19 protein-coding genes and 2 tRNA genes are annotated in these 20,829 nt (G+C 31.0%); 10 read left to right on the top strand and 11 right to left on the bottom strand.

What is annotated here, in order from left to right:
- The first annotated feature begins 184 nt into the window (after positions 1 to 184).
- Positions 185 to 1,282 (top strand): NAD(P)H-dependent flavin oxidoreductase, encoded by a 1,098-nt coding sequence (locus GCL57_RS06905; RefSeq protein WP_152212625.1) that lies wholly within the window; start codon positions 185 to 187, stop codon positions 1,280 to 1,282.
- Here the strand turns inward: GCL57_RS06905 and GCL57_RS06900 are convergent.
- Positions 1,259 to 3,580 carry an alkaline phosphatase family protein gene (locus GCL57_RS06900; protein ID WP_161597639.1) on the bottom strand — a complete coding sequence of 774 codons (2,322 nt, stop codon included), beginning with the start codon at positions 3,578 to 3,580 and terminating at the stop codon, positions 1,259 to 1,261. The two genes, GCL57_RS06905 and GCL57_RS06900, sit on opposite strands and share 24 nt — an antisense overlap.
- A 171-nt stretch (positions 3,581 to 3,751) precedes the next feature.
- Here GCL57_RS06900 and GCL57_RS06895 point away from each other — a divergent pair, with 171 nt between their 5' ends.
- Positions 3,752 to 4,174, top strand: a complete 423-nt coding sequence (locus GCL57_RS06895) for a nucleotide triphosphate diphosphatase NUDT15 (protein WP_152212623.1) — start codon at positions 3,752 to 3,754, stop codon at positions 4,172 to 4,174.
- A 93-nt stretch (positions 4,175 to 4,267) separates the two neighbouring features.
- On the opposite strand, the gene GCL57_RS06890 is transcribed toward GCL57_RS06895, so the two are convergent.
- The 4 genes from GCL57_RS06890 to GCL57_RS06880 form a co-directional block, all read right to left on the bottom strand.
- Complete coding sequence (locus GCL57_RS06890; RefSeq protein WP_152212622.1) at positions 4,268 to 5,344, bottom strand: MFS transporter; 1,077 nt, start codon at positions 5,342 to 5,344, stop codon at positions 4,268 to 4,270.
- Positions 5,345 to 5,761: 417 nt separating this feature from the next.
- Complete coding sequence (locus GCL57_RS14770; protein WP_161597638.1) at positions 5,762 to 5,923, bottom strand: hypothetical protein; 162 nt, start codon at positions 5,921 to 5,923, stop codon at positions 5,762 to 5,764.
- 179 nt (positions 5,924 to 6,102) lie between these two features.
- Positions 6,103 to 6,176: transfer RNA gene (locus GCL57_RS06885), tRNA-Gln, on the bottom strand.
- 80 nt (positions 6,177 to 6,256) lie between these two features.
- The gene (locus tag GCL57_RS06880) at positions 6,257 to 7,702 is read right to left on the bottom strand and encodes an amidohydrolase family protein (protein ID WP_152212621.1); all 1,446 of its coding nucleotides are present in this window, start codon (positions 7,700 to 7,702) and stop codon (positions 6,257 to 6,259) included.
- A 61-nt stretch (positions 7,703 to 7,763) separates the two neighbouring features.
- Here GCL57_RS06880 and GCL57_RS06875 point away from each other — a divergent pair, with 61 nt between their 5' ends.
- Positions 7,764 to 9,341, top strand: coding sequence for a hypothetical protein (locus tag GCL57_RS06875; protein ID WP_152212620.1), 1,578 nt, complete (start codon positions 7,764 to 7,766; stop codon positions 9,339 to 9,341).
- 11 nt (positions 9,342 to 9,352) lie between these two features.
- On the top strand, positions 9,353 to 10,195 hold the full coding sequence (locus tag GCL57_RS06870; protein ID WP_152212619.1) for an alpha/beta fold hydrolase: 843 nt from the start codon (positions 9,353 to 9,355) through the stop codon (positions 10,193 to 10,195).
- A gap of 136 nt (positions 10,196 to 10,331) precedes the next feature.
- Here the strand turns inward: GCL57_RS06870 and GCL57_RS06865 are convergent, their stop codons facing one another.
- Complete coding sequence (locus GCL57_RS06865) at positions 10,332 to 10,595, bottom strand: hypothetical protein (protein ID WP_152212618.1); 264 nt, start codon at positions 10,593 to 10,595, stop codon at positions 10,332 to 10,334.
- Between the two features lie 240 nt (positions 10,596 to 10,835).
- Here GCL57_RS06865 and GCL57_RS06860 point away from each other — a divergent pair, with 240 nt between their 5' ends.
- The 4 genes from GCL57_RS06860 to GCL57_RS06845 are packed head-to-tail and all read left to right on the top strand — an operon-like array spanning position 10,836 to position 13,889.
- Positions 10,836 to 11,456, top strand: coding sequence for a hypothetical protein (locus tag GCL57_RS06860; RefSeq protein WP_152212617.1), 621 nt, complete (start codon positions 10,836 to 10,838; stop codon positions 11,454 to 11,456).
- Positions 11,440 to 12,009, top strand: coding sequence for a hypothetical protein (locus GCL57_RS06855; protein WP_152212616.1), 570 nt, complete (start codon positions 11,440 to 11,442; stop codon positions 12,007 to 12,009). The genes GCL57_RS06860 and GCL57_RS06855 overlap by 17 nt, the downstream gene beginning before the upstream one ends.
- On the top strand, positions 11,999 to 13,117 hold the full coding sequence (locus tag GCL57_RS06850) for an MFS transporter (protein WP_152212615.1): 1,119 nt from the start codon (positions 11,999 to 12,001) through the stop codon (positions 13,115 to 13,117). The genes GCL57_RS06855 and GCL57_RS06850 overlap by 11 nt, the downstream gene beginning before the upstream one ends.
- The gene (locus tag GCL57_RS06845; protein ID WP_152212614.1) at positions 13,080 to 13,889 is read left to right on the top strand and encodes an alpha/beta fold hydrolase; all 810 of its coding nucleotides are present in this window, start codon (positions 13,080 to 13,082) and stop codon (positions 13,887 to 13,889) included. The genes GCL57_RS06850 and GCL57_RS06845 overlap by 38 nt, the downstream gene beginning before the upstream one ends.
- Here GCL57_RS06845 and GCL57_RS06840 read toward each other — a convergent pair.
- Positions 13,886 to 14,194, bottom strand: a complete 309-nt coding sequence (locus GCL57_RS06840; protein WP_152212613.1) for a hypothetical protein — start codon at positions 14,192 to 14,194, stop codon at positions 13,886 to 13,888. The two genes, GCL57_RS06845 and GCL57_RS06840, sit on opposite strands and share 4 nt — an antisense overlap.
- 108 nt (positions 14,195 to 14,302) lie before the next feature.
- Entirely contained in the window at positions 14,303 to 16,426 is a 2,124-nt protein-coding gene (gene pnp, locus GCL57_RS06835; protein ID WP_152212612.1) for a polyribonucleotide nucleotidyltransferase, read from the bottom strand.
- A 292-nt stretch (positions 16,427 to 16,718) separates the two neighbouring features.
- Between pnp and GCL57_RS06830 the strand changes: the two genes are divergently transcribed.
- Entirely contained in the window at positions 16,719 to 17,372 is a 654-nt protein-coding gene (locus GCL57_RS06830) for a peptide deformylase (protein ID WP_152212611.1), read from the top strand.
- Here GCL57_RS06830 and GCL57_RS06825 read toward each other — a convergent pair whose 3' ends face one another.
- Positions 17,373 to 17,873 carry a c-type cytochrome gene (locus GCL57_RS06825; RefSeq protein WP_152212610.1) on the bottom strand — a complete coding sequence of 167 codons (501 nt, stop codon included), beginning with the start codon at positions 17,871 to 17,873 and terminating at the stop codon, positions 17,373 to 17,375.
- 141 nt (positions 17,874 to 18,014) lie between these two features.
- Here GCL57_RS06825 and GCL57_RS06820 point away from each other — a divergent pair, with 141 nt between their 5' ends.
- Entirely contained in the window at positions 18,015 to 19,601 is a 1,587-nt protein-coding gene (locus GCL57_RS06820; RefSeq protein ID WP_152212609.1) for a hypothetical protein, read from the top strand.
- Positions 19,602 to 19,604: 3 nt separating this feature from the next.
- On the opposite strand, the gene GCL57_RS06815 is transcribed toward GCL57_RS06820, so the two are convergent.
- Positions 19,605 to 20,606: a M23 family metallopeptidase gene (locus tag GCL57_RS06815; protein ID WP_152212608.1), complete on the bottom strand. Its 1,002-nt coding sequence runs from the start codon at positions 20,604 to 20,606 to the stop codon at positions 19,605 to 19,607.
- Positions 20,607 to 20,718: 112 nt separating this feature from the next.
- Positions 20,719 to 20,795, bottom strand: a tRNA-Arg gene (locus GCL57_RS06810).
- Positions 20,796 to 20,829 lie beyond the last annotated feature (34 nt).

Below are 20,829 nucleotides of genomic sequence, written 5' to 3'. Positions count from 1 at the left end.
ACCTCCAGTTTTAAATATCTAAAACTGGGGGTTTTGTTTTTAAGAAGTTACTTTCTATTCATTTCTAATTCTATATTTAATTGTTTTTTATTTTGCTGTAAATTTTCTTGTGCAAAAAATATGAATTGATTAAATTATTTTAATGAAAAAATTATTCTCTCATTTTAAATAAAGGAAAACGAATATGAGCATAGTCTTGCCAAAATTCTTAAGTAAAGAGTTTAAAGAAAAATATAATTTAAAGAATTTTATCATTCAAGCACCCATGGCAGGGGGGATTTCGACCCCTTCACTTGTCTCCGCAGTCGTTAAAAATAATTCCATAGGTTTTCTTGCTGCAGGATATATTTCAGCAGAAGCTCTAGAAAAACAAATTATTGAAGTTAAAGAGACAGTTAACGGGATATTTGGAGTGAATTTATTTGTTATAGAAAGTAAGAAAAGAGCAAAATATACAAAGCCAGAAATTTTAACAAGAATTGAAAAAGAATTAAATATTTATAAAACAAAAATAATGACAGCAGAAATTAATGAGGAAAATGATGCAAAAATAGATTTCATTATTAAGCATGGTGTAAAAATTGTCAGTTTTACCTTTGGTCTTCCTAAACAAAAGTGGATAGATAAGTTAAAAGAAAATAATATTTATATCATAGGGAGTTGTACAAATTTATTGGAAGCAAAAGCAATTGAAGAAAGTGGTTGTGATGCTGTGGTTGTGCAAGGGTTTGAAGCAGGAGGGCATAGAGGTTCGTTTTTAAATAAGAATGATGAAATTGGACTTTTTTCTTTGTTACAAGAAGTAGCGCAATCTATAAAAATACCAATTATTGCGGCTGGTGGGATTGCCAATGGAAGAGGGATTTTAGCAGCAAAAATTTTAGGAGCCACTGCTGTGCAGATTGGCACAGGTTTTTTGCTAACAAAAGAAAGTTCAGCGTTAGAAGCATATAAAAATGCTTTATTGCATTCACATGCGCATGAAATAATTATGACGGAAAGAATTTCTGGAAAAAAGGCGAGAGGAAAAGGTAACAAATTTGTTACAAAATTGCAAAATAGTTCAAATAAAGTATTTCCATACCCAATTCAGAACGCAATGACAAAAGAAATAAGATCCTGCGCACAAAAAGAAAATAAGAGTGACTATATGTCACTCTGGTCAGGGCAGTCTGTTAATTTAATAAAAGATATTTTGTCAGTTGAAGATTACCTAAAAAATATAATGACTGAATATAGTATAGGAGTGAAAAAGTTTTCACTCCTGCATAACGACTTTTGAATTTGCTTCTGAATCAAATAAGGTAAATCCTATTTTTGGGCATCCTTGTTGTCTCTTTGCTTCGGCTTCATCAAAATAAACGTACCGATTTCCTTCTTTTGTAATTAAGATTTTAGCTTTTAAATCAGTATAAAAACTATTAACTTCTTTATCAATAAAATTATTTTTAAGTTGTGAGTTAAAATCGAATGGATGAGTTGTTGGATGATAAATTTCAAGATCACAGGCAGCGGAAGATGTGATTTTTACACTCGTGACTGTTATGTCATTTTCACTTACTCCAGAGTTTTTGAGAGACTCAAGTAAAGGTCTTCCATCTGTATTGCCTAAGCTAAGCCCTAATATTGTTGCAATTGTGGGTGCAACATCAACATTACCTGTAGGCAATTCAATTGCTTTGTTTGATTTAAAGTCAGGACCTGCTGCAATTAAAGTATTGTGAATGTCGATTTTACCAAATGATCCATGATTTCCTCTTTGCCAGTCGCCATCTGTTGAATCAAATTCTGTTCCTTTTAATCCATTCACAACAACATGAGCATTGCTGGTTAGGCTCACAACGATATCAGGATTTCTGCCTGAATGATTTGCAAGTTTTACATATGAAAGAGGAAGAGTTCCGCGAGGAAATTGGGAACCTAATAAATATCTTCGTTCGTCAACAAAAATAGCACTGTATTCTTGTCTTCTTTGAAAAAAGGCAACGAGTTCTTGCAAAACTTTGGGATTATGATTTGGAATATAAATATAATCGGTGCCTCCATTTGGAGCGATAATTACTTTTTGAATTTTATCTGAATCAGATAAATTATTTGGAACAGCATACGCTTGTGATGTGAATGGAATGTTTTTTCCTGATTTATCTTTGCAAATTCCATTCGCCGAGTTGTACCCTAAAGAGGATTTATTAATACTTCCATCCCCATTGCGGATACCACTTAAGCTCGCATTAAATGCACAATCTCCTCCATCATATGCAGAAATAAGATGACCATTTTGAGTTTTTAGTTTTGCCTTAGTAATTAAATCAGCTGTTCTAACAGTTCCTGAAACAGATATGCCATTTGTTATAAGAAGTTTCTCATTGCTTACTTTTGAATGATGCTTTTCTGCAATGGTTTTAGGACCAATTTTATTATTGTCATCGCTTTCTTTTACAATTTTATGCATATCATACATAAGTTGCGGAAAGCCTTCTGAATCATTTCTTTTGGTCGCAACAATATTGCTATGTGAATGATCGGAAACAATAATAATATTTGTTTCTTTATCAAGGTTTAATTCTTTTAATTTTGCTATTAATTTTCCTAAAATTTTATCATTTGCAGCCAAAGCATCATAATATGCCAGCGTTCCAGGACCATAATAATGTTCAGTTGAGTCAGGATTTCTGAGCCAAAGAATACTGAGTTGTGGTTTTTTTTCAGCCAGAATTGTATCAATAAAAACATCAGACATATAATAATTTTGTGGATTATATGGAGATTTATTACCTCGTATAGGATCTGTTCCTTCGCTCTTATCTCCTAAATATTGAATTGCTTCACTTTTAATTGGATTTCCATTATTTTCTGCAAGAGTTATTTGTCCTGGTTCATATGCAATTGGAGTTCCTTTTGGTAAGCTAATATTTTTTTCTTGTAATTCTTTTGCAAAAGATAAAGGCCAGGCATGCTTTTCATCGAGGATATATCCATTTGCTTTATAGTCTTGAATAAATGCAGAACCGGATTTTCCTACAACTGCCGTCACCAATCCAGCTTTGTGTGCTTCTTGTAAAAGTGTTGTGACTTGTATAAGCGGTTCATCGATTTGTGGTTGGTCAATGCTTTGTAAGATTTTGTAATCTTGAGTAAAAAAAGGTTCCAGAAAAGATGCTGTAATGTCTGCTCCAGTTGCATCACGAGCTTGTTCTTTAATATTTTTATTTAATGCACGCCATGGATAATAAAGTGTATTTCCATAAAAGCCGCTTTTTCCAGAGTAATCTCCAGTTGCAAATACTTGAGCATTATTCATTGTAAAAGTTGGGTAAGCTGAATGATTATTTTTAAATTCAACTCCGTTTTGAGCAAATTTTAATAAATTAGGAATTGAATTTTTTGCTTTTTCATCTGTTAAAACATCGGGGCGAAGACCATCCCAAACATAAAGTATAATTTTATTTTTTGATGCTGTTTCATCCTTTTGAATTTTTTGTGACGTTTGTGAAACGTTTTTGTGTGTTTGGCATGAAGTTAAATATATAAAAGATAAGCTGCAAACAAAGAACTTTTTACTACTAAAACCGATAAGCATAAAATCCTCCATGTTGAATTATAAATCTCTTATACTTGTGAATTTTTATTTTTACAAATTTTAAAATGAATTATTTTTTATAAAAAAAATTATGTGGAATTATTTTATTGATTTTTCTTTATACTGATAGTATTAAATATAAATTAGCTTTCATAAAAACAGGAGTAAAATATGAAACCTGGTGTAGGAATTGGAGTTATAATAGAAAAAGATCAGAAAATACTAATTGGAAAAAGAATTGGTAAGCATGGCAATGGGTTCTATTCCATCCCTGGAGGTATGCTTGAAATCGGTGAAAGTTTCTTAGATTGTGCAAAGAGAGAAATTTTTGAAGAGACAAATTTACAAATAGAAAATGCACAATTTTTTTGTGTTACAAATAATATAGAAACCTATATTAATGAAGGTGTACATAATATTTCTATAATTTTATATTGCAATTCTTTTGCAGGCAATTTAAAAGTAATGGAGCCAGATAAATTTATTGATTTTAATTGGGTTAATATTGAAAATTTTGCTGATATTCCTCTGCCGCATTTTGAAGGAAGTGAATTAGGAATTCGAGAATATTTAGTGAGAAAATTTTCTTTATAAGATAATTTTCTCCTGCGAAAATGGTAGTAAATATATTGAAGAATTTTCCTGTCAGTAAATATTCCTCGAATATAATTTTGAGGAATATTTTAATCAATAAGTTTTTATGACTTGAGTTTTAGGTATCAATAAATTTTTATAAAAAATAATAATGAAAGTCGTGAAACAAAACACAATTGCAAAGAATAAAAAACTCACTTTAAATGGCATTTGGATATGGGTAAACTTTGCCAGTGCACCACCCAGAAAAGGAAGAGTTGTTGCAACGATGGCCGCAATGGATTGAATAGTTGCTGTTACTCTGCCAATCTGAGCAAATGGAATGCGATCTTGCAAAATGGTTTTGAAACTCAGGCTTAAAATTCCAGATGCTATTCCCGTGAAACCTATTGCTACGTAAAAGGCGAGCACTGGTGATATGGGCCAACTTTGAGTCGCATAACCGAAGAGAAAAAAAGAAATTGAGTTCATGAGTAAAGCCAATAGCATGACTTTTTCTGGACTCAGTGAATGAAAGAGCAATTTTGCAATTCTGACACCCATGATTCCTCCAAGTCCTAAAACTGAGATTAGTAAACCTATGCTGGTCTCGGAAGCGCCAAAACTCATAAATAAAAAGGAAATAAGATCATTGCTGAGGTAGAGGGAAAGTGAAGATAAAATAAAGCATGTAATAGCAAACAATAAAAGCCTATCATTGCTGATTTTTGTTTCTGCACCGTTGCTTTTTGCGCAATCAGCTTTTGTAAGTTGTGCCGATTTTTGCACGACATTCATTCTGATAGATGTATATAATCCAATTAAATTTAAAAAAATGGATAGATGGAGTAAGGAAGATAGCCCAACATTGTTATATAATAATATACAAAGGATCGGCATGCATATGCGACTTGAGTTAATAATATAACCATATTTTTCATAAAATTGAGCAGCTGTTTCAGCAGGCAATAACATTTTAGAGACTGTAACTGAATTGCCAAATCGGCCTATATTCTTTAAAAAGACAATTGAGCAAAGAAAAAATATATTTGCAATATACAGTGACAGGATCATGGCTATCAACATGAATGCAAAACTTACTGTCCGAATTTTGTGAGTTTCGATTTTGTCTGCAGCTTTGCCAATTGTTTTACTAAATATAATATGAGGTGCCGTAAAGCAGGCTCCCATAATGCCAATTTCTAAACTATTACTTGATAATTGCCATTTTAGAAAAAACTGTATAATCTAGATATAAATCAAACTCATTAATCGACATATTTAAATATCGCACTTTTACTCCTTGAGTTTATTTTATTCGAAAGTTCATGGATATTAATTATTTTATAAATATTTGTCAAATATTATATGTGATTAATTAAATATGCTATGATATTTAATTAATATTTTTTATTAGGATGTATTCTGCGATATTTGAGAACACACTCTAGTAAATTTAGATTCTGAATTATTAAAATTAAATATTAGAAAGAATATAGAAGATGCTATTTAATTTTAATAAGATGAAAAAATAAATTATTTATTAAACATGTGTCAAAGCATGTTTTTATAAAATATTTAATAAAAAATTTGGGTTAATATAAAAATTTAAGATGTATACTTGGTCTTTTTTTCCGAATTTATTTTTAATAATTTTTTTAAAAGATCTCTTTGCTTATTCTCTTGATTTTTTTTTAAAAGTAACTGGATAAGTTCATTTTGTGTTTGCTGTGAAGTTGTGGGCGTGTCTGATTGAGATTTCTTATTCATACTATCTCCCTATCCAAGAAAAAGACTGATTGGAAATCTGTGCACAATATATCAACATAATAGCACAGATAAAAAATTTATAGGAAGAGATATTTATTGAATTATTATTGATAATAAATAAAATCATTCATGAGGCTCAGGGGAATTTATAAAAAAATATAAATTACTTTGTTTTTAAGTGGCTGGGGAACTAGGACTCGAACCTAGACTAACGGAGTCAGAACCCGTCGTCCTGCCATTAGACGATTCCCCAAATTCGATTGGCTGAGCTATATCTTAAGGTAAAATAATATTCAAGTCGTACTTCTTACTATCTTTTTTATACAGAAGTTTTTATATTTTTTTAAGCAAAATAGTAAGACGCTCATTTGCCTCTTTTAAGGACTGTTTATATTTATCACTTGTGAGAATGCTGTGTGTAAATTGTCCATTTTTCCCGACCCACTTGCCTTTGATACACATATTGTGAATAGCTCCTGTTGTATCGCCCATACTCAAGCTTCTTTGTAAATTATTTGGAGGCCAAAATGATGGGTGGTCAATGTCCCAAACTGTTAAATTAGCCAATGCATTTATCTCAATTGAACCTGCTTTAAATTTTGGGTGGAAATTTCCAGGACCAGATAAAATCTTATTTAATAAAAAAGAAGAGTTTGAAAATTTATCCTCTAAAAGTTTTGTTTTCTTACGGTTTTTTAAAAATATAGTCCTCTCTTTAAGTGAACTCTTTTTAAGAATTTTTTGATAATTTTGAAATGTATTGTGTAAGGAAGGAAAGCCGCTGACAAAACGCAATTCTTTTTGAATATTCATAGAGTCGTTACTTGCGACGCAATCAGTTGCAATAAACCATTGTAGCTTATGCTTTTCCCAATCTAAAATATTTGCAGGAAACTGAAAAATCATTTGGGAAAAAGGGCAAAAAACGAGTGCACTACTTTTTGAGTTTATACTATTTAAATCACTTTTATCGAGGTAAATTCCATGCACTAATAATGATTTTATTTCGCTCTTTAAAATTTTTAATTTTTTTAAAAATGCAATGGGTGTTAATTTGTGTTTTGCATAAATTCTTTTTACTTCTTCGTATGACTGAGCAACATGTGTGTGGATAGGGAGGTTTGTTGAAAGAGCTTCTTTACGAAGTCTTTCCCATAAATCTACGCTTACTGTATCTGTGGCATGAGGGCCAAAGCTTGAAAATATTGCATCCTTAGAAAACTTATTATCTTCATGGATTGTAATTGTATCTTGAAATGCTTTTTCACATAAGTGAACACCTGGACCTGAAATATCTTGTAAAGTTGGCGCAATAACCGCTGAAATTCCAGTTTCAAGACAGGCGTTGGCAATTGAATGTGCATGGTAATAATGATCCCAGATAAGCGCATTTCCATTTAAAATATTTTCATACGCACCCATTCTTGCGAATGCTTGAACATCTTCTGGAGACAAATAGGATTCTGCTTTAAATAAAACATCTTCAATAAGATTTTTGGACTTAAATCTATTGTTTAATATAGCTCTAAAAAAGCTCATTGCAACATGAGTGTGACAATTAACAAAGGAGGGAGAAATTAGAAAATCGCCAAAATCATGGATTTCATAAATTGCATGCAGATTTTCATTCTCACAATATTTTTGGTATGATTTTAATGAGTGTTTTTTAACCTTGGTAATATGAATACCAGAGATTTCTATGCAGGCTGGGCTAATTATAAATTCAGAGTTTTCTTTAAGGAGAACTTTTTTTGACATGAGTAACATTATTTTAGACACGGTATTCTCCAAGTTAAAAAAAATATTTTATAAACAATATTCTTAGACTGCAAGAGTAAATATGATAAAGATAATTTCAATATTGATTTATGTTATCTTTATTTTTCATTCGAATTTTATATATGCTGAAAATTATGGATATATTTGGTTCCCAGTGGCCTGGGCATTTTCCCTAGGAGATGAAAAAGGGAGCTCTCAAGAGTTTTATGTCCGTTCAGTTAAACTGAATTTTCGTAATATTAATGAAAATCGCTATATTTATACATCATTAGACTCTACAGTAAAAAATCAAAAACAGCTTTTGTTATCTAAAAAAAATTTTATTAAGACTGTTTATTCTTCAAAGTTATTAAAATTTCCAGTTGGAGAATATGAGTTTATTGGAGCGAGTGCTGAAATAAAAGTAGGAAATAATGAATTTATAAATACAAATATCCCATATATTGGACCCTATGTTAGTAATGAAAATAAAAAATTACAGTTTATAGTTTCAGAAAATAATATTTCCCCTTTTCCTTCTCTTTCTGCAGAATCTAAGCTCTATGCAATTAATAATAGCCTTGGACAAAAAACTCTTTTTGATTCAATTGATGATGAAGCAATTTCAATCGATCCTATTCGTATTTATTTAAAGTCGTTAGGGAGAAAATTTTCAATAAATAATATTGGATTTCAAGTTGCAAATCAGGTTTTTCCAGCTTTACAAAGTTCTGGAAGTTATTTAAAAACTCAGAAATCTTATTATCTAGGTTTAATAATTGATATACCTTGCAAAGTTAAAGGTAGTTTAAAATTTATTTGGGCAAATAAAAAAGAACCTATCCAATATTCATTTTTAATGAAACTGAATCACGATAGAGCAATGTGTAAAGATGAAAAATTTGTTCCACAAAAATTTTATTTTCCAGAAGGTACTTGGCTATTGCAATCAATGACTGTTGTTTCAATAAATAAGAAATTAAGTGAATTTAATACATATGATTTGAAAAAAAGAATTAGAACAACTAAGAATTATTTTAAATTAAATGATCTTTACTATTCAAACTCAAACCATAAAGAAAGAGCTTTATTGAAGGTAATTGAAATTAATTTATATGATAAAGTAGATCCCCAAGCAGTGTATTTTTTAGGAAGTTCTGAGATTAAAAAGAATGAGGATCCTAAAATAAAAGATAATTATTTAATTTATTTTAAAAGAAATTATGAAATTATTGATGTAAGAAAACTTTTTTCTGTAAAGCGTGTTTATAATGCATATACAAGTGAAGTTATGAAAAAAGATAGAATACGTGGTACAATAAATTTAAAAATTGATCTCATAGGAAATGATAGAATAAAAAGAATCCAAGATAAATATTTATCAGAGTTAAAAGAATTTTCTTCCGCTGAACTTGCAAATTGTGTTGCAGAGCAAGAGATTCAAGACCCATTGATGGTTCTAAATGGTGTTATTAAAATTAAAAATATTAAAAGGAGAACGAGTTCGCTTGATTTTTCTAAAAATGATATTATTTTTGCTATAAAAGGAAAATCCCAAGAGATTGTTAGAAATTGTCTTGAAGAAAAGTTAAGGAATTTTCAATTTTCACGACCAATTAACCCACCCTTTCAAGCGAATATTTCATTTGAAAGTCTTTAGGTTTTAAATATATGAAACCAACTATTTTATATTATAAATTAAAGGAATCAACTGCAAAAGTAAAAGTCATATCTTCCCCAATTGTTTTAATCCGAGGTTTGGGCAGATCCATGGGATTTTGGCTTGAATTTGAGGATGAAATATTAAAATACTGTGACATAATTTTAATTGATTTATTAGGAACTGGAGGAAGTAAAAGTCGAGTAGGAAGATCGTGCATTAAAGATTTTGCTGAAGATGTTAAATTAACGTTAGAGCAACTGTCTATTAAGAATGTTCATTTATGTGGAATGAGCTTAGGTGGAATGGTTGTAATTGAGTTAGCTAAATTATTTTCTAAAGAGAAAAATATAAATATTAATGTAAAATCAATTTGTATTATGGCCTCTTCTTCTGCTGGATTTAAGCAAAAAAGAATAAATAAAAAACCAATGGTTAAATTATTGCTTGCTATTTTCTTATCATTTGGAATTAGTCCACCAAAACATAAAATACTTTCACGCTATTTAGTTTCGAAAAATACATTGTCAAAGCATGAAAATATTGTTGATAAGTGGGATGAACTTTGGAAAATCGAGGGCTTTTCTCATTTAGCAATATTGAGGCAGCTATATGCTGCAGCAAGGTATAAAGCAAACTTAGAGAACTCTATTATAAATTATCCTTGTCTTTTTATCGTATCAAAACACGATGAACTAGTTCCTTGGACAAATTCCATTTCGCTATGGCACAGTTTTCCTAATTCAAAATTATGTGTTCTTGAAAATTTAGGTCATGATTTAACAACAGATGATCCTATATTACTTGCTCAGACGTTGTGTAATTTTTATAAAGATATAACAGATAAAGGATAATTTAATCAGAACTATTATTTCATGTTGACATTTATCGGTAGAAAAACGAGAGTCAATGGTTAAGTTAGCATTGTTACCTATTAAATAGAAGTAAAAATTACCTCACTTTATTGATTTACGTGGGGTGATCTATCTTTTAGGAAAAAATTTGAGAACAGGCTCTAGATGCTAGAATTTTTTCTAATTTTCTTTTTGCTTTTTTAGTTCGTCTTAATTCTCTTAGACAATCAATGTCTGAAATTAGATTACATTTAAAATCATATTTGTTATAGAATTCAATTTCATACTTTAAAAAACTATAATAATACAATATCTGATCATCACTCAAATTTTTAAATAATATTCCTTTATCTAAAATAATATCAGAAAAAATGCATTCTTTTTTATAACTCATTGACATATTAAAACCTCGTAATAATTAATATTTACTATCGTTAAAAATATACTTTCATTCTTTGAAGTCAAATTATATTTTTAAGGCAATTGCCAAATACCAAATAATTATCATCATACTATAAAAATGGATATAGCTGAAAATTGTAAGAAGTATTACATTATCTATCATTTTTGATTTTTTTGCTTGCCAAATGCCAAAGAAATTTAGTACATAGTTATTTATTCATATAATTGGGAGATTGATTTGCTTATTAATAATATTTTAAAGGTCCGGAAAGAAGTTTTAAGATTATCAAGATTAAAGTTTTCGTTAAGAACAGGGATTTCAGAACATACTCTGAGGCGTATTGAGAAAAATCAGTTAGCAATTTCTGAGAGAATGAAAATAAAATTATTGAATTCTTTTGAAAAAAATGGAGTGAAGTTTAATAATGATTTCTCCGATTTTAAAATTATATCTAATAAAAATTTTGATGGATTTGAAATAGAGTTAAAAAACGAAAAAAGGATAGATAGCTTCATATTTTTAATGAAAAGAATTTATAATGATATTTGCTATTATAAAATTTTAGATGATAGATATGAAGGTGTTTTTAGCAAATTTTCAATTGTTTTTGGGAATAAAAAAATTAAAGATTACCATAATTTTTTGGGTGCATATTGTTTAATACATTTTAAGAGAAGAAGAAGTATAAAAAAGAAAAATATGATTCTAAGAAAAATAAAGTCAATAGAAAGAAACAAGGGGGTAATTGAATTTGAAAAATTAATGGGAGAAAAAAATAATATAAATTTAAAGATTGATAAAATTGAATATATATGCCCAATATTTTGTGTAAGGAGTTATTGTGATTACTACGATTGAAAATAGTAAGTATTTGCTCTGTTATAAATATAAACTAGTAGATATTAATAAATATGCGGATGAAATTTTAAATGATTATATGAATAAATTTAATATGAAAAATCAATTTATTAATGGATTAGGGTGTGGAGAAATGAATTTAAAAAAAATGGAATCAAATTTATTAGTTCATAGAGGTTTAAGATTTTCTGAAAGAGTCGCACTAGCGGGAAAATCACAATATTGCCCAATTATATCAAATTGTTCCACGAGTGAAAAAGAAATTAAGTATTATTCTGATATCCTTTTAGATCCTTCAAGTGATGATTATGAGAAAAATATTGATATTATGAGAATTAGGCATGAAGAAGGTGTATCAAAGGGATTAAATATCTCTAGGCAAAAAATAATAAAAGATGAAGTTAATATTATAAATGTATTTCTGAGTTGGGAAGAAAAAAAAGTGAGTGAGAAAAATTTTTTGAAGAATAATTTAAGTGATATAAAATTATTTTTAGATTTATCTGTTTGCTTTTTTGAAAATAAAGCAAAAGGAGTTTTAGGTGAAAAGTAAATCATTTATTTTATTTTCTGGCACTGCTTTTGAATATTTTGAATTTAGTATATTTTTGTTTTATTCTTTTGTGATTTCAGAACATTATTTTAATAGTTCAGGATATTCACTCCCTCTTATTTTTGTGTTTTTAAATTTTATTGGTAAATTTATTGGTGGTACTTATATTGCGAGCTTTATAGATAAGTTTGGATCATTAAAAATATATAAAATAACAATGTTTATAACGGCAGCAAGTACTTTTTTAATTTTATTATTGCCAGAATATGATAAAATTGGTATATTTTCAGGTATATTATTTATATTTTTAAGATTTATTCAAGTTGCGAGTGCGAGTGCAGATGCTTCATCAGCAATTATTTTATCAAGAGAAAATTTTGAAAATAAAGCATATTCATCCTCATTAATTTCAGCTAGCTTTATTTTTGGATGTGGGATTGCTAATGTAGTTTCAAATTTAGTAAATATACATCTATTTAAATATGTTATAATTGTCTCTTCGCTAATTTTATTTTTCTTTAGATTTATATTAGTTAAATTTGATTTGAAAAATGGAGTAAATTCTTTTAAGGCTGAAAAAAGGGAATGGAGTATACGTAATATTTATGATATTTTTAAAGTTTTTCTAATAATGATGCCTTCACTGTTAGTTCAATTTGAATTGTTTAATTTTAATTCAATTCATATTGGTTTGAATTTCACTTTAGTTATATTATATTCTTTATTTGCAATATTATTTTCACTATTTAACAAGAATTATTTGATGAATATTAAAATTGGGTATTTTCTTGTTGCAATACTGACTTTTGGTAAAATTTTAATAAATATTAATATTGATTTGCTTAAAATACTTTTGGTTATTCCATATGGTTTATTTATTTCTTCCGGATTTGCTATTATTCTTGACAATATTGATAAGTATAAGGCGGGCATGATAATGACCATGGGAGCAGCAATTGCAAATAGCGTGACTTTATTTTTGTTGCAAAATGCTGCATTTAAATATGAATATTATATTGTTTTATTTTCTTTGATAGGAATAATAACCATAAACTATATTGGAAAGAATTATGTACAAAATAATAAAGAAAAAGAATTGCGCATTTGAATATTTTCATCTTGGTGAGCACGCTAGAAAAATAATTTTATTTACAGGATTTAAATCAAGTATAAATAGATGGAATAAATATTTTATTGAAAATTTATCAAAATATTTTGAAGTTATTTGTTTTAATTACCCAGACATTGGAAATTCGAAATTTTCTGAAATAGAAAAGATTGAAGACTATGCAAAATTTGCGGTAAATATGCTTGACCTAAATGAAAAAGATGAATTCTATTTTTTGGGTCATTCAATGGGTGGCTATGTTGTGCGATCATATCTATCTTTAGCGAACTTTCCTATGCCAAAAGCTATTTTTTTAAATAATACATCACCAGGCGGTAAAAAAAGGGTTTTGTCAAATAGTGATGTCTATAATATTTTAAATAATGAAGATTCTGAAAGTGAAGCTTATATAAGACTTATGTATGGAAAAAATATTGCACTTGATATTTTAAATGAATCTTATTTATTTAAAGAAATTAACTTAATTTCTAAAGAGATTGAAATTAAACAAACTGAATTGATAATGAATTTTTTTAAAGAGGAGCATTTGTACTCTCAAAAAATAACTCAACCAACATGCATTATTCATGGGAGAAATGATCAAGTTTTTCCAGTACAAAATGCTTATAACTTTCTTTCAATGTGCAATAATCATACTGAACTGTATTTGACCAGTGGTCACCATGCTCATATTGCTGAGTATTCAGGTTATATTGCACAAATTATTATTTCATTTGCTCAGAATTTAAATAATTTTAAATTAAATAATTAATATGGATTTGGTTTATCTGGGGTTTTGTGAAAGTGAATTGTTTTCCTATCACCCCAGTAGAAATCAGCTCCTAAGGCTAATTTTTGAAAGACTTCAATAGCCTCTTTTTTTGATTCAAAATCAACATAAGCCTCACGATATTCGCCAATTTTTAAATTCGTATATTTAATAATCACTCGGTATTTTCCATTATGTAATATCATAATGTCAACCCAATTTGCGCTAAAACCTTCTGCATAAATTTTAGGGGAAATAATTATTGAAATAAATAAAAAAGAAATAATATAAAATAAGATTGTTCTCATAAAAAAACTCTGTCCTTAGCATTTATTAAGATTTTTCGGAATTTTGCTTCCAAATCTTAAGCGTGCAGAGACAGAGTTAAGGGACTGTAAAAAGCGCCTTCTTTAGGTTTATAAAACCCAAGGTCGAGTTCCTTCGTTTGAAGGCGTTTTACCAATGGCATCTTTGCGGCTTAATTTAATACGACCCGTTCTATCGAGTTCGATGACTTTAACCATAATTTCGTCACCTTCTTTAACAACTTCTTCAGTTTTATTAACACGTGTGGCCGCTAATTGTGAAATATGAACTAGACCTTCAACGCCAGGTTTAATTTCAACAAATGCACCAAAATCAGCTGTTTTCTTAACAATTCCTAGATAAATTTCACCAATTTCTGGATCGGTGGTTAGATAGTTGATCATGCGTTTAGCCTTAGCAGCAGAATTTCCATCTGTAGAAGCCACGCTAACAATTCCTTCGTCGTTGACTTCAAGTTTACAACCTGTATCAGCAACAATTTTCTTAATGTTTTTGCCACCTGGGCCAATAAGATCACGAACTCTTTCTGGCTTAATTTTAATTTGTTCAATGCGTGGTGCAAGTTGGCTTAAGTCATTTGGACGAGAAATTGCATGGAGCATTTTATCAAGGATATGAGTACGGCCTTCTTTTGCTTGTGCTAAAGCTTGTCTGAGAATTTCCATGGAAATTCCGCTAATTTTAATGTCCATTTGTAAAGCTGTGATTCCAGATTTACTTCCTGCAACTTTAAAATCCATATCTCCAAGATGATCTTCATCTCCAAGAATGTCAGAAAGAATCGCAAATTCTTTACCTTCCAAGATAAGGCCCATTGCAATACCTGCAATAGGTTCTTTTAATGGTACACCTGCGTCGAGCATGGAAAGAGTTCCAGAGCAAACAGAGGCCATAGAACTTGAACCATTGCTTTCGGTGATTTCAGACACAATACGAATAGAATAAGGAAAGCGATTGCGAGCAGGTAAAGAGGCTTTGAGTGCTCTTTCTGCTAAATTACCATGACCCACTTCGCGACGTGCGGGAGAGCCTAAGCGTTTAACTTCTCCAACGGAATAGCCAGGCATATTGTAATGAAGCATAAAGGTTTTTTCTTCAAGAACTTTCATTATGGATTCACTTCTTTGTGCATCGTCACTCGTTCCTAAGGTAACAACGCCAAGAGACTGAGTCTCTCCACGTGTGAATAATGCAGATCCGTGAGTTCTTTTTAAAACACCTGTTTGGCAGTCAATATTACGAATGTCTTTTGTCGAACGGCCATCTACACGACGGTTGTCTTTAATAATGCTTGTGCGCAGAGTTTTATACTCTTGCATTTCAAAAAGATAACTAAATGCTTTTTCGGAATCTGCATTTCCTTCTTCAACAAGAGTTGCTTTAGCTTCTTTTTTGATTTTATCAATTTCAGTTTTACGTTCTGCTTTTCCTGCAATAGCATAAGCATCACGTAATGATTTTGCATATTTTTTAGCAAGTGTAGATTTCATGTCAGCATTTTCAGGTGCAGCAGGAACTTCTCTCTTTTCTTTTCCGCAAATAGAGCGAATTTCGTCTTGAACAGCACAAAGTTTTTTAATTTCTTTATGTCCAATCTCAATCGCTTCAAGAACTTGTTCTTCAGAAAGAAAATTAACAGCAGCTTCAACCATTAAAATGGCTTCACTTGTTCCTGCTACGACAAGGTCAAGATCACTTTCAGGCAATTCAGCTTCAGGAGGATTTATTAAATATTTTCCATTCTTGAAGCCAACGCGGACGCCAGCAACGGGCCCAGCAAATGGAATGTCTGAAATATGAAGAGCGCAGCTTGCGCCTAAAATTGCGAGTTGTGCAGGTGAAATTTTAGGATCTAATGAAACCACAGTGGCAATAACTTGAGTTTCTACAAGATAAGTTTCTGGAAAAAGAGGGCGTATCGGGCGGTCAATAAGACGGCTTGTTAAAACTTCGCGATCGGATGGTCTTGTTTCTCTCTTAATATATCCACCTGGGATACGTCCTGCTGAGTAGAATTTTTCGATATAGTCTACAGACAGAGGGAAAAAAGAAGCAGTGGCTTGCGCTTGTTTTGCTGCAGTTGCACTGACAAGCACTTGAGTTCCACCGCATGAGATGAGTACAGAGCCGCCAGCTTGGCGAGCTATTCGACCTGTTTCAATAGTGATTTGGTCGTCGCCAATTTTGACGGATTTTTCTGTGATTTTGAACATGAAATAACCTTAAAAAACATAAATATACCACTCAAATTCGGGAAATATGAGGGGATATTTTTAGTGAGTTTATCCTCACGGCCAATCCGAGAGTCCCAGTGCACCATGCACCAGCTTGAGTGTGTCCCGTTCGTCGATCAAAGATGTTAGCAGAAATTATAGCTATTAAAAAGCCTTTTGATTGTATTTTGGTTGAAAGTCTTTTCAATTGGTGGTCTAACGGGTTTGAAAGTTTTAGCACTTTTCTCTTCTTTAGAAGAAATGTCTAGTCTATATTTTGGAGATATTTTCCATGTCATTATTCAAAGTTTTACACTATCCTCATGTTCTTTTGCGCAAAAAAGGAACTCCAATAGCAAATTTTTCTGAAGAGTTTCGTGTTTTTTTAAAGAATTTTATTGCGACAATGTATGAGTTTGATGGGGGTGGTCTTGCTGCTCCTCAAGTCGGTATTTCAAAACGTTTTTTTGTTGTTGACTTTAAAGCTGTGTTTGAAAGTGATCGTTTTGAAAATGAGGAAAATAATTTTAAAGTATTTGATAAAAATAATAAAGAAATTCCAGCTACTTTTCCAATGGTTTTTGTAAATCCTGAATTGATTAAAATGTCTAATTCAGTGAAAGTAAATTGGGAAGGCTGTCTTTCTTTTCCAAATGCGGAATCTCACGATACAGAACGTTTTTTAAATGTTGAAATTCATGCACAAAATGAATTTGGCGAAAAGTTTTCTGTTAAATCTTCTCACTTATATGCGAGCGTCTGCTTTCAACATGAAAATGATCATTTAGATGGAATTATGTTACCAGATAAATGGAATAAAAAAAGTTTTTTTGATGAAGATATCATTGCAGATATTAAAGAGTTTGAAAATGATCCAAAAGAAAGAAAGCGGATGAAGAAATTAAAAGTTATTGATGCTCATAAATTAAAGTTTGATTTTCTTTAATTAATATAAATTTGCATTTTCATGCATATGTAAAAGATATTCTATAATATTTTCTTTTGTTTCTTTTGGTAAGTAATTAAATTGTGGCATTTCACTGTTTGGAATGCTTTTTTCAATTGTTTCCAAAAGTTTTATCTTATTGAATCCATTTATAAATCTGGATGATGGATCTATAAAATTAGGAGGTCTTTTTCTTAATGTAACAGAAAGTGGCCCATCTCCTTTGCCAATAGGGCCATGACAACTCGCACAATACTCTAAATATAAATTTCTTCCACTTAACTGCTTGTCGGAGTAATTAAACTTATTTTTTTCTTCAGCAGTAAGTGCCCATGGAGCTGAGGTATTTAGAAAAAGTTTTCCAAAGGGAGTTTTGTCAAAGTAAGCTGGAATTATCATAAAACCCACAATTAAAATAATAAAAAATAAAATAAATATCCAAGCAATTGCTTTAATAGGAATGCCTTTTCCATTGTTATTTTTTGAAGATTTTTGATTCATTTACTTAACCTCATTGTTGTAGTATCTATTTTGGATACCTGAATTCTTTTATCTTTAAAAAACTGCAATTTCAATTTTTACATGCTATGGTTTGCACCCGATGGCATTGTATTCTCAGTGAATTGGTTTTTGGAGAAGTAAATGATTAAAAGATTTCAAGATAAAAAAAGTATTAAAAAGTTATTTAATTTTACTTTCATATTTACAGCTACTCCCCTATTATTAGTAAATTTTAAAGCATTTTCATCAACTTCACTTATGGTCAGCGGACATGCTGGTATTGTTGGTCAAGCGACTTATAATACACCCCCAGCACAATCAGACTATGCTGCTTTTAGAGTTCCAATTGGCATGTTACTCGAAGCTCGTCCTACTGATAATTTTTCTTTATATTTGGGTTTAGAGTATGCTTATAATAATTATCCAGGACCAAGCACTTTACTCGGGCAAAACAGTGAGTCAGCGGCAAATCCTACTGATAAAATAAATGCTTATTCTCTTTTGCCATTTTCAAATTCCCTCAATATTTCGACTCCTTATTCACAAAATGTTGATGTTCCAACATTGACGCAGGCTTATTTTACTTATCAAACGGCTATAGGTTTGATTAGCGCAGGGCGTATGCCTCGAAACTGGGGTTTAGGTATTTGGAGAAATGCAGAATGGTCTCCTTATGGTTCTTTGCCTACAACAACTGACGCTGTTGCGCTTTATACAGATTTTAATGCTTTTGATATTGCTATTTATGTTGAAAAATATGGAAAACTATCTGGAGGTACTTCAAAAGATGGTGATGCAACCGCATATACAATTGAAGCTCGTTTAAAATCAGATCCAGCCGATGTTTCGAGTTCAGGTGTGAGTCAAGAGCTTGGCATAAGTTTTTCAAAATTTTCTCATAGCAATTCAAATACTTCCCTTAATATTCTTGATCTTTATACTAAATTTTATATTTCTAAGTTTTTTCTAGGTACAGAAGTTTTATATCCTAGTGGAAGCACTCAGAGTTTAAATTATCAAAACTTGGGTGGCAGCTCAGAGGCAATATCTACAGATTTAAGCAAATCAAGTTTAAGTCAAAAATTTGAAGGGGTTTTCGCTGCTCTTTTAAAAATGAAATATCAAATTGGAGGGAATGACAATTCATCGATTGCTTCAGTTGAGAAATCTCAAAAATTATTAGGAACAAATGAACGTGAGGAATCCCATGTCATTGGTTTTTGGGGTGGGTATGCTAGTGGTGGCAGCAATCAATTCGATCCAAATCCTGCGGCTGGAAGTAATATTAGCGCAGCTGTTATGAATTCTAATATTCAACCGTCTTTTTTAATGTTCAATAACACAATGCCCGCTATCAATGGAATGCCAGGCGGGGCAATTACAAACTCAACATTTATTCGTCTTGATTATACTTATGAAAATCCTAGTTTTGGTTCTGTAGGTCCCACAGTGGTTTGGGCAGCACTTAATCAACTAAATAAAAATAATTTTAATGATTGCACAGCAAGTTCTGTTTCAGTTAATTCTTCAGTGAATAAAATGTGTGTAGGTTTTAGTCGTGATCTCGGCGTTGAACTTGATGTTTCTTATCGCTATACAACTCTTGATCGTGTTACTTTTGGAGTCGATGCGGGATATTGGTTTGTAGGTCAAGCATGGCAAGCAACGGGGCAAAATGCACCCTCTGGAAACTATGGTTTAAGAACCTCTATTTCAACTGAATTCTAACAGTCACCATAAAACAATGAAGTTTTCCGGATCATAACGTTTCCCATTCACTTCAATTTCATAATGAACGTGTGGTCCTGTACTGTGTCCTGTATTTCCCACTGCAGCAATTATGTCGCCTTTTTTAACTTTAGCGCCTTCTTTTGCATAAACAATGCTTGTATGAGCATAGCGTGTGATTATTTTTCTATCATGTAGAATTTCAATAAATTTTCCATAATCTTCTGTCCGATTTACTTTGGTAACCACACCATTGGCTGTGGCATAAATAGGGGAACCAGGTGGAGCCGCAATGTCTATACCAAAATGAATACGTGCTTGGCCTGAAATAGGGCTTGTGCGCCATCCAAATATTGAAGTTAAGCGCCCACGAACTGGTGCAACATCTGGGATTGTTTGAAGTTTTAAAGCATATTTTTGGGCTTCCACTAAGAATTTTTTCAAATCATTGAGTTGCTTGGTGGTTTTTAGTTCTGATTCTTGCACGATATCAAAGAGTGATTTGAGCTCTAAGCTTTCTATTTTAAGACCAGTAACTTTATTGCTCAGGGCGAATTCTTCTCTCGTTAAGGGGCCAATTCCGTTTTGCTCACTTGGGTTTACCTGACTTTTATTTTTATTTGGCCTTCTATCGTCTGTTCGGGTGGTTACTTTTTTAATTTTTTCAGAATAATTAGTGACTTGATTCACAGTTTCTTGAATGCTTCTTATCCTTGAATTTAAAGCCTCAACTTCGCTTTGTAGACCTAAGCTTTCGTCACGCGTTTGTTCCAGTTCGAGAGCAATTTTTCTTACTGATAAATAGTTGAAAGTCATAGCGATTGCTATAGTAATTACCATTGTTGCAAATGCAAACAAAAGAGGAGGGATAATCCCAGGAATTCTAAATATATGAGTTTTTCCTGTTTTTTTAGATATATATAGAACAGTGTGTGCTTGTAGTATGGAAGTCCTTAATTTCTTTTGATTATCTATTCTGTTTTTTTTATTTTTTGAAAAAACCACTAAAATTTCTCCGATAAGCTATTTCTATTATGATTATCGGAGCGTTTATTTTATAAGTCGAGTAAAATTTGCCTAATTTCTATGCTTATCATGCAGGTAGGTAATTTTTGTGTGGCCTGGCCGGCGCGATTCGAACACGCGACCATCGGATTAGAAATCCGATGCTCTATCCAGCTGAGCTACGGCCAGAACACACGTCACTTTGGTTAGCATAGGAGAACTT

The organism is Fluviispira multicolorata (assembly GCF_009208585.1).
Taxonomy (GTDB): Bacteria; Bdellovibrionota_B; Oligoflexia; order Silvanigrellales; family Silvanigrellaceae; genus Silvanigrella; species Silvanigrella multicolorata.
Note: the sequence above shows the minus strand (reverse complement) of the source record. Positions and strands in the feature narration are given on the sequence as shown.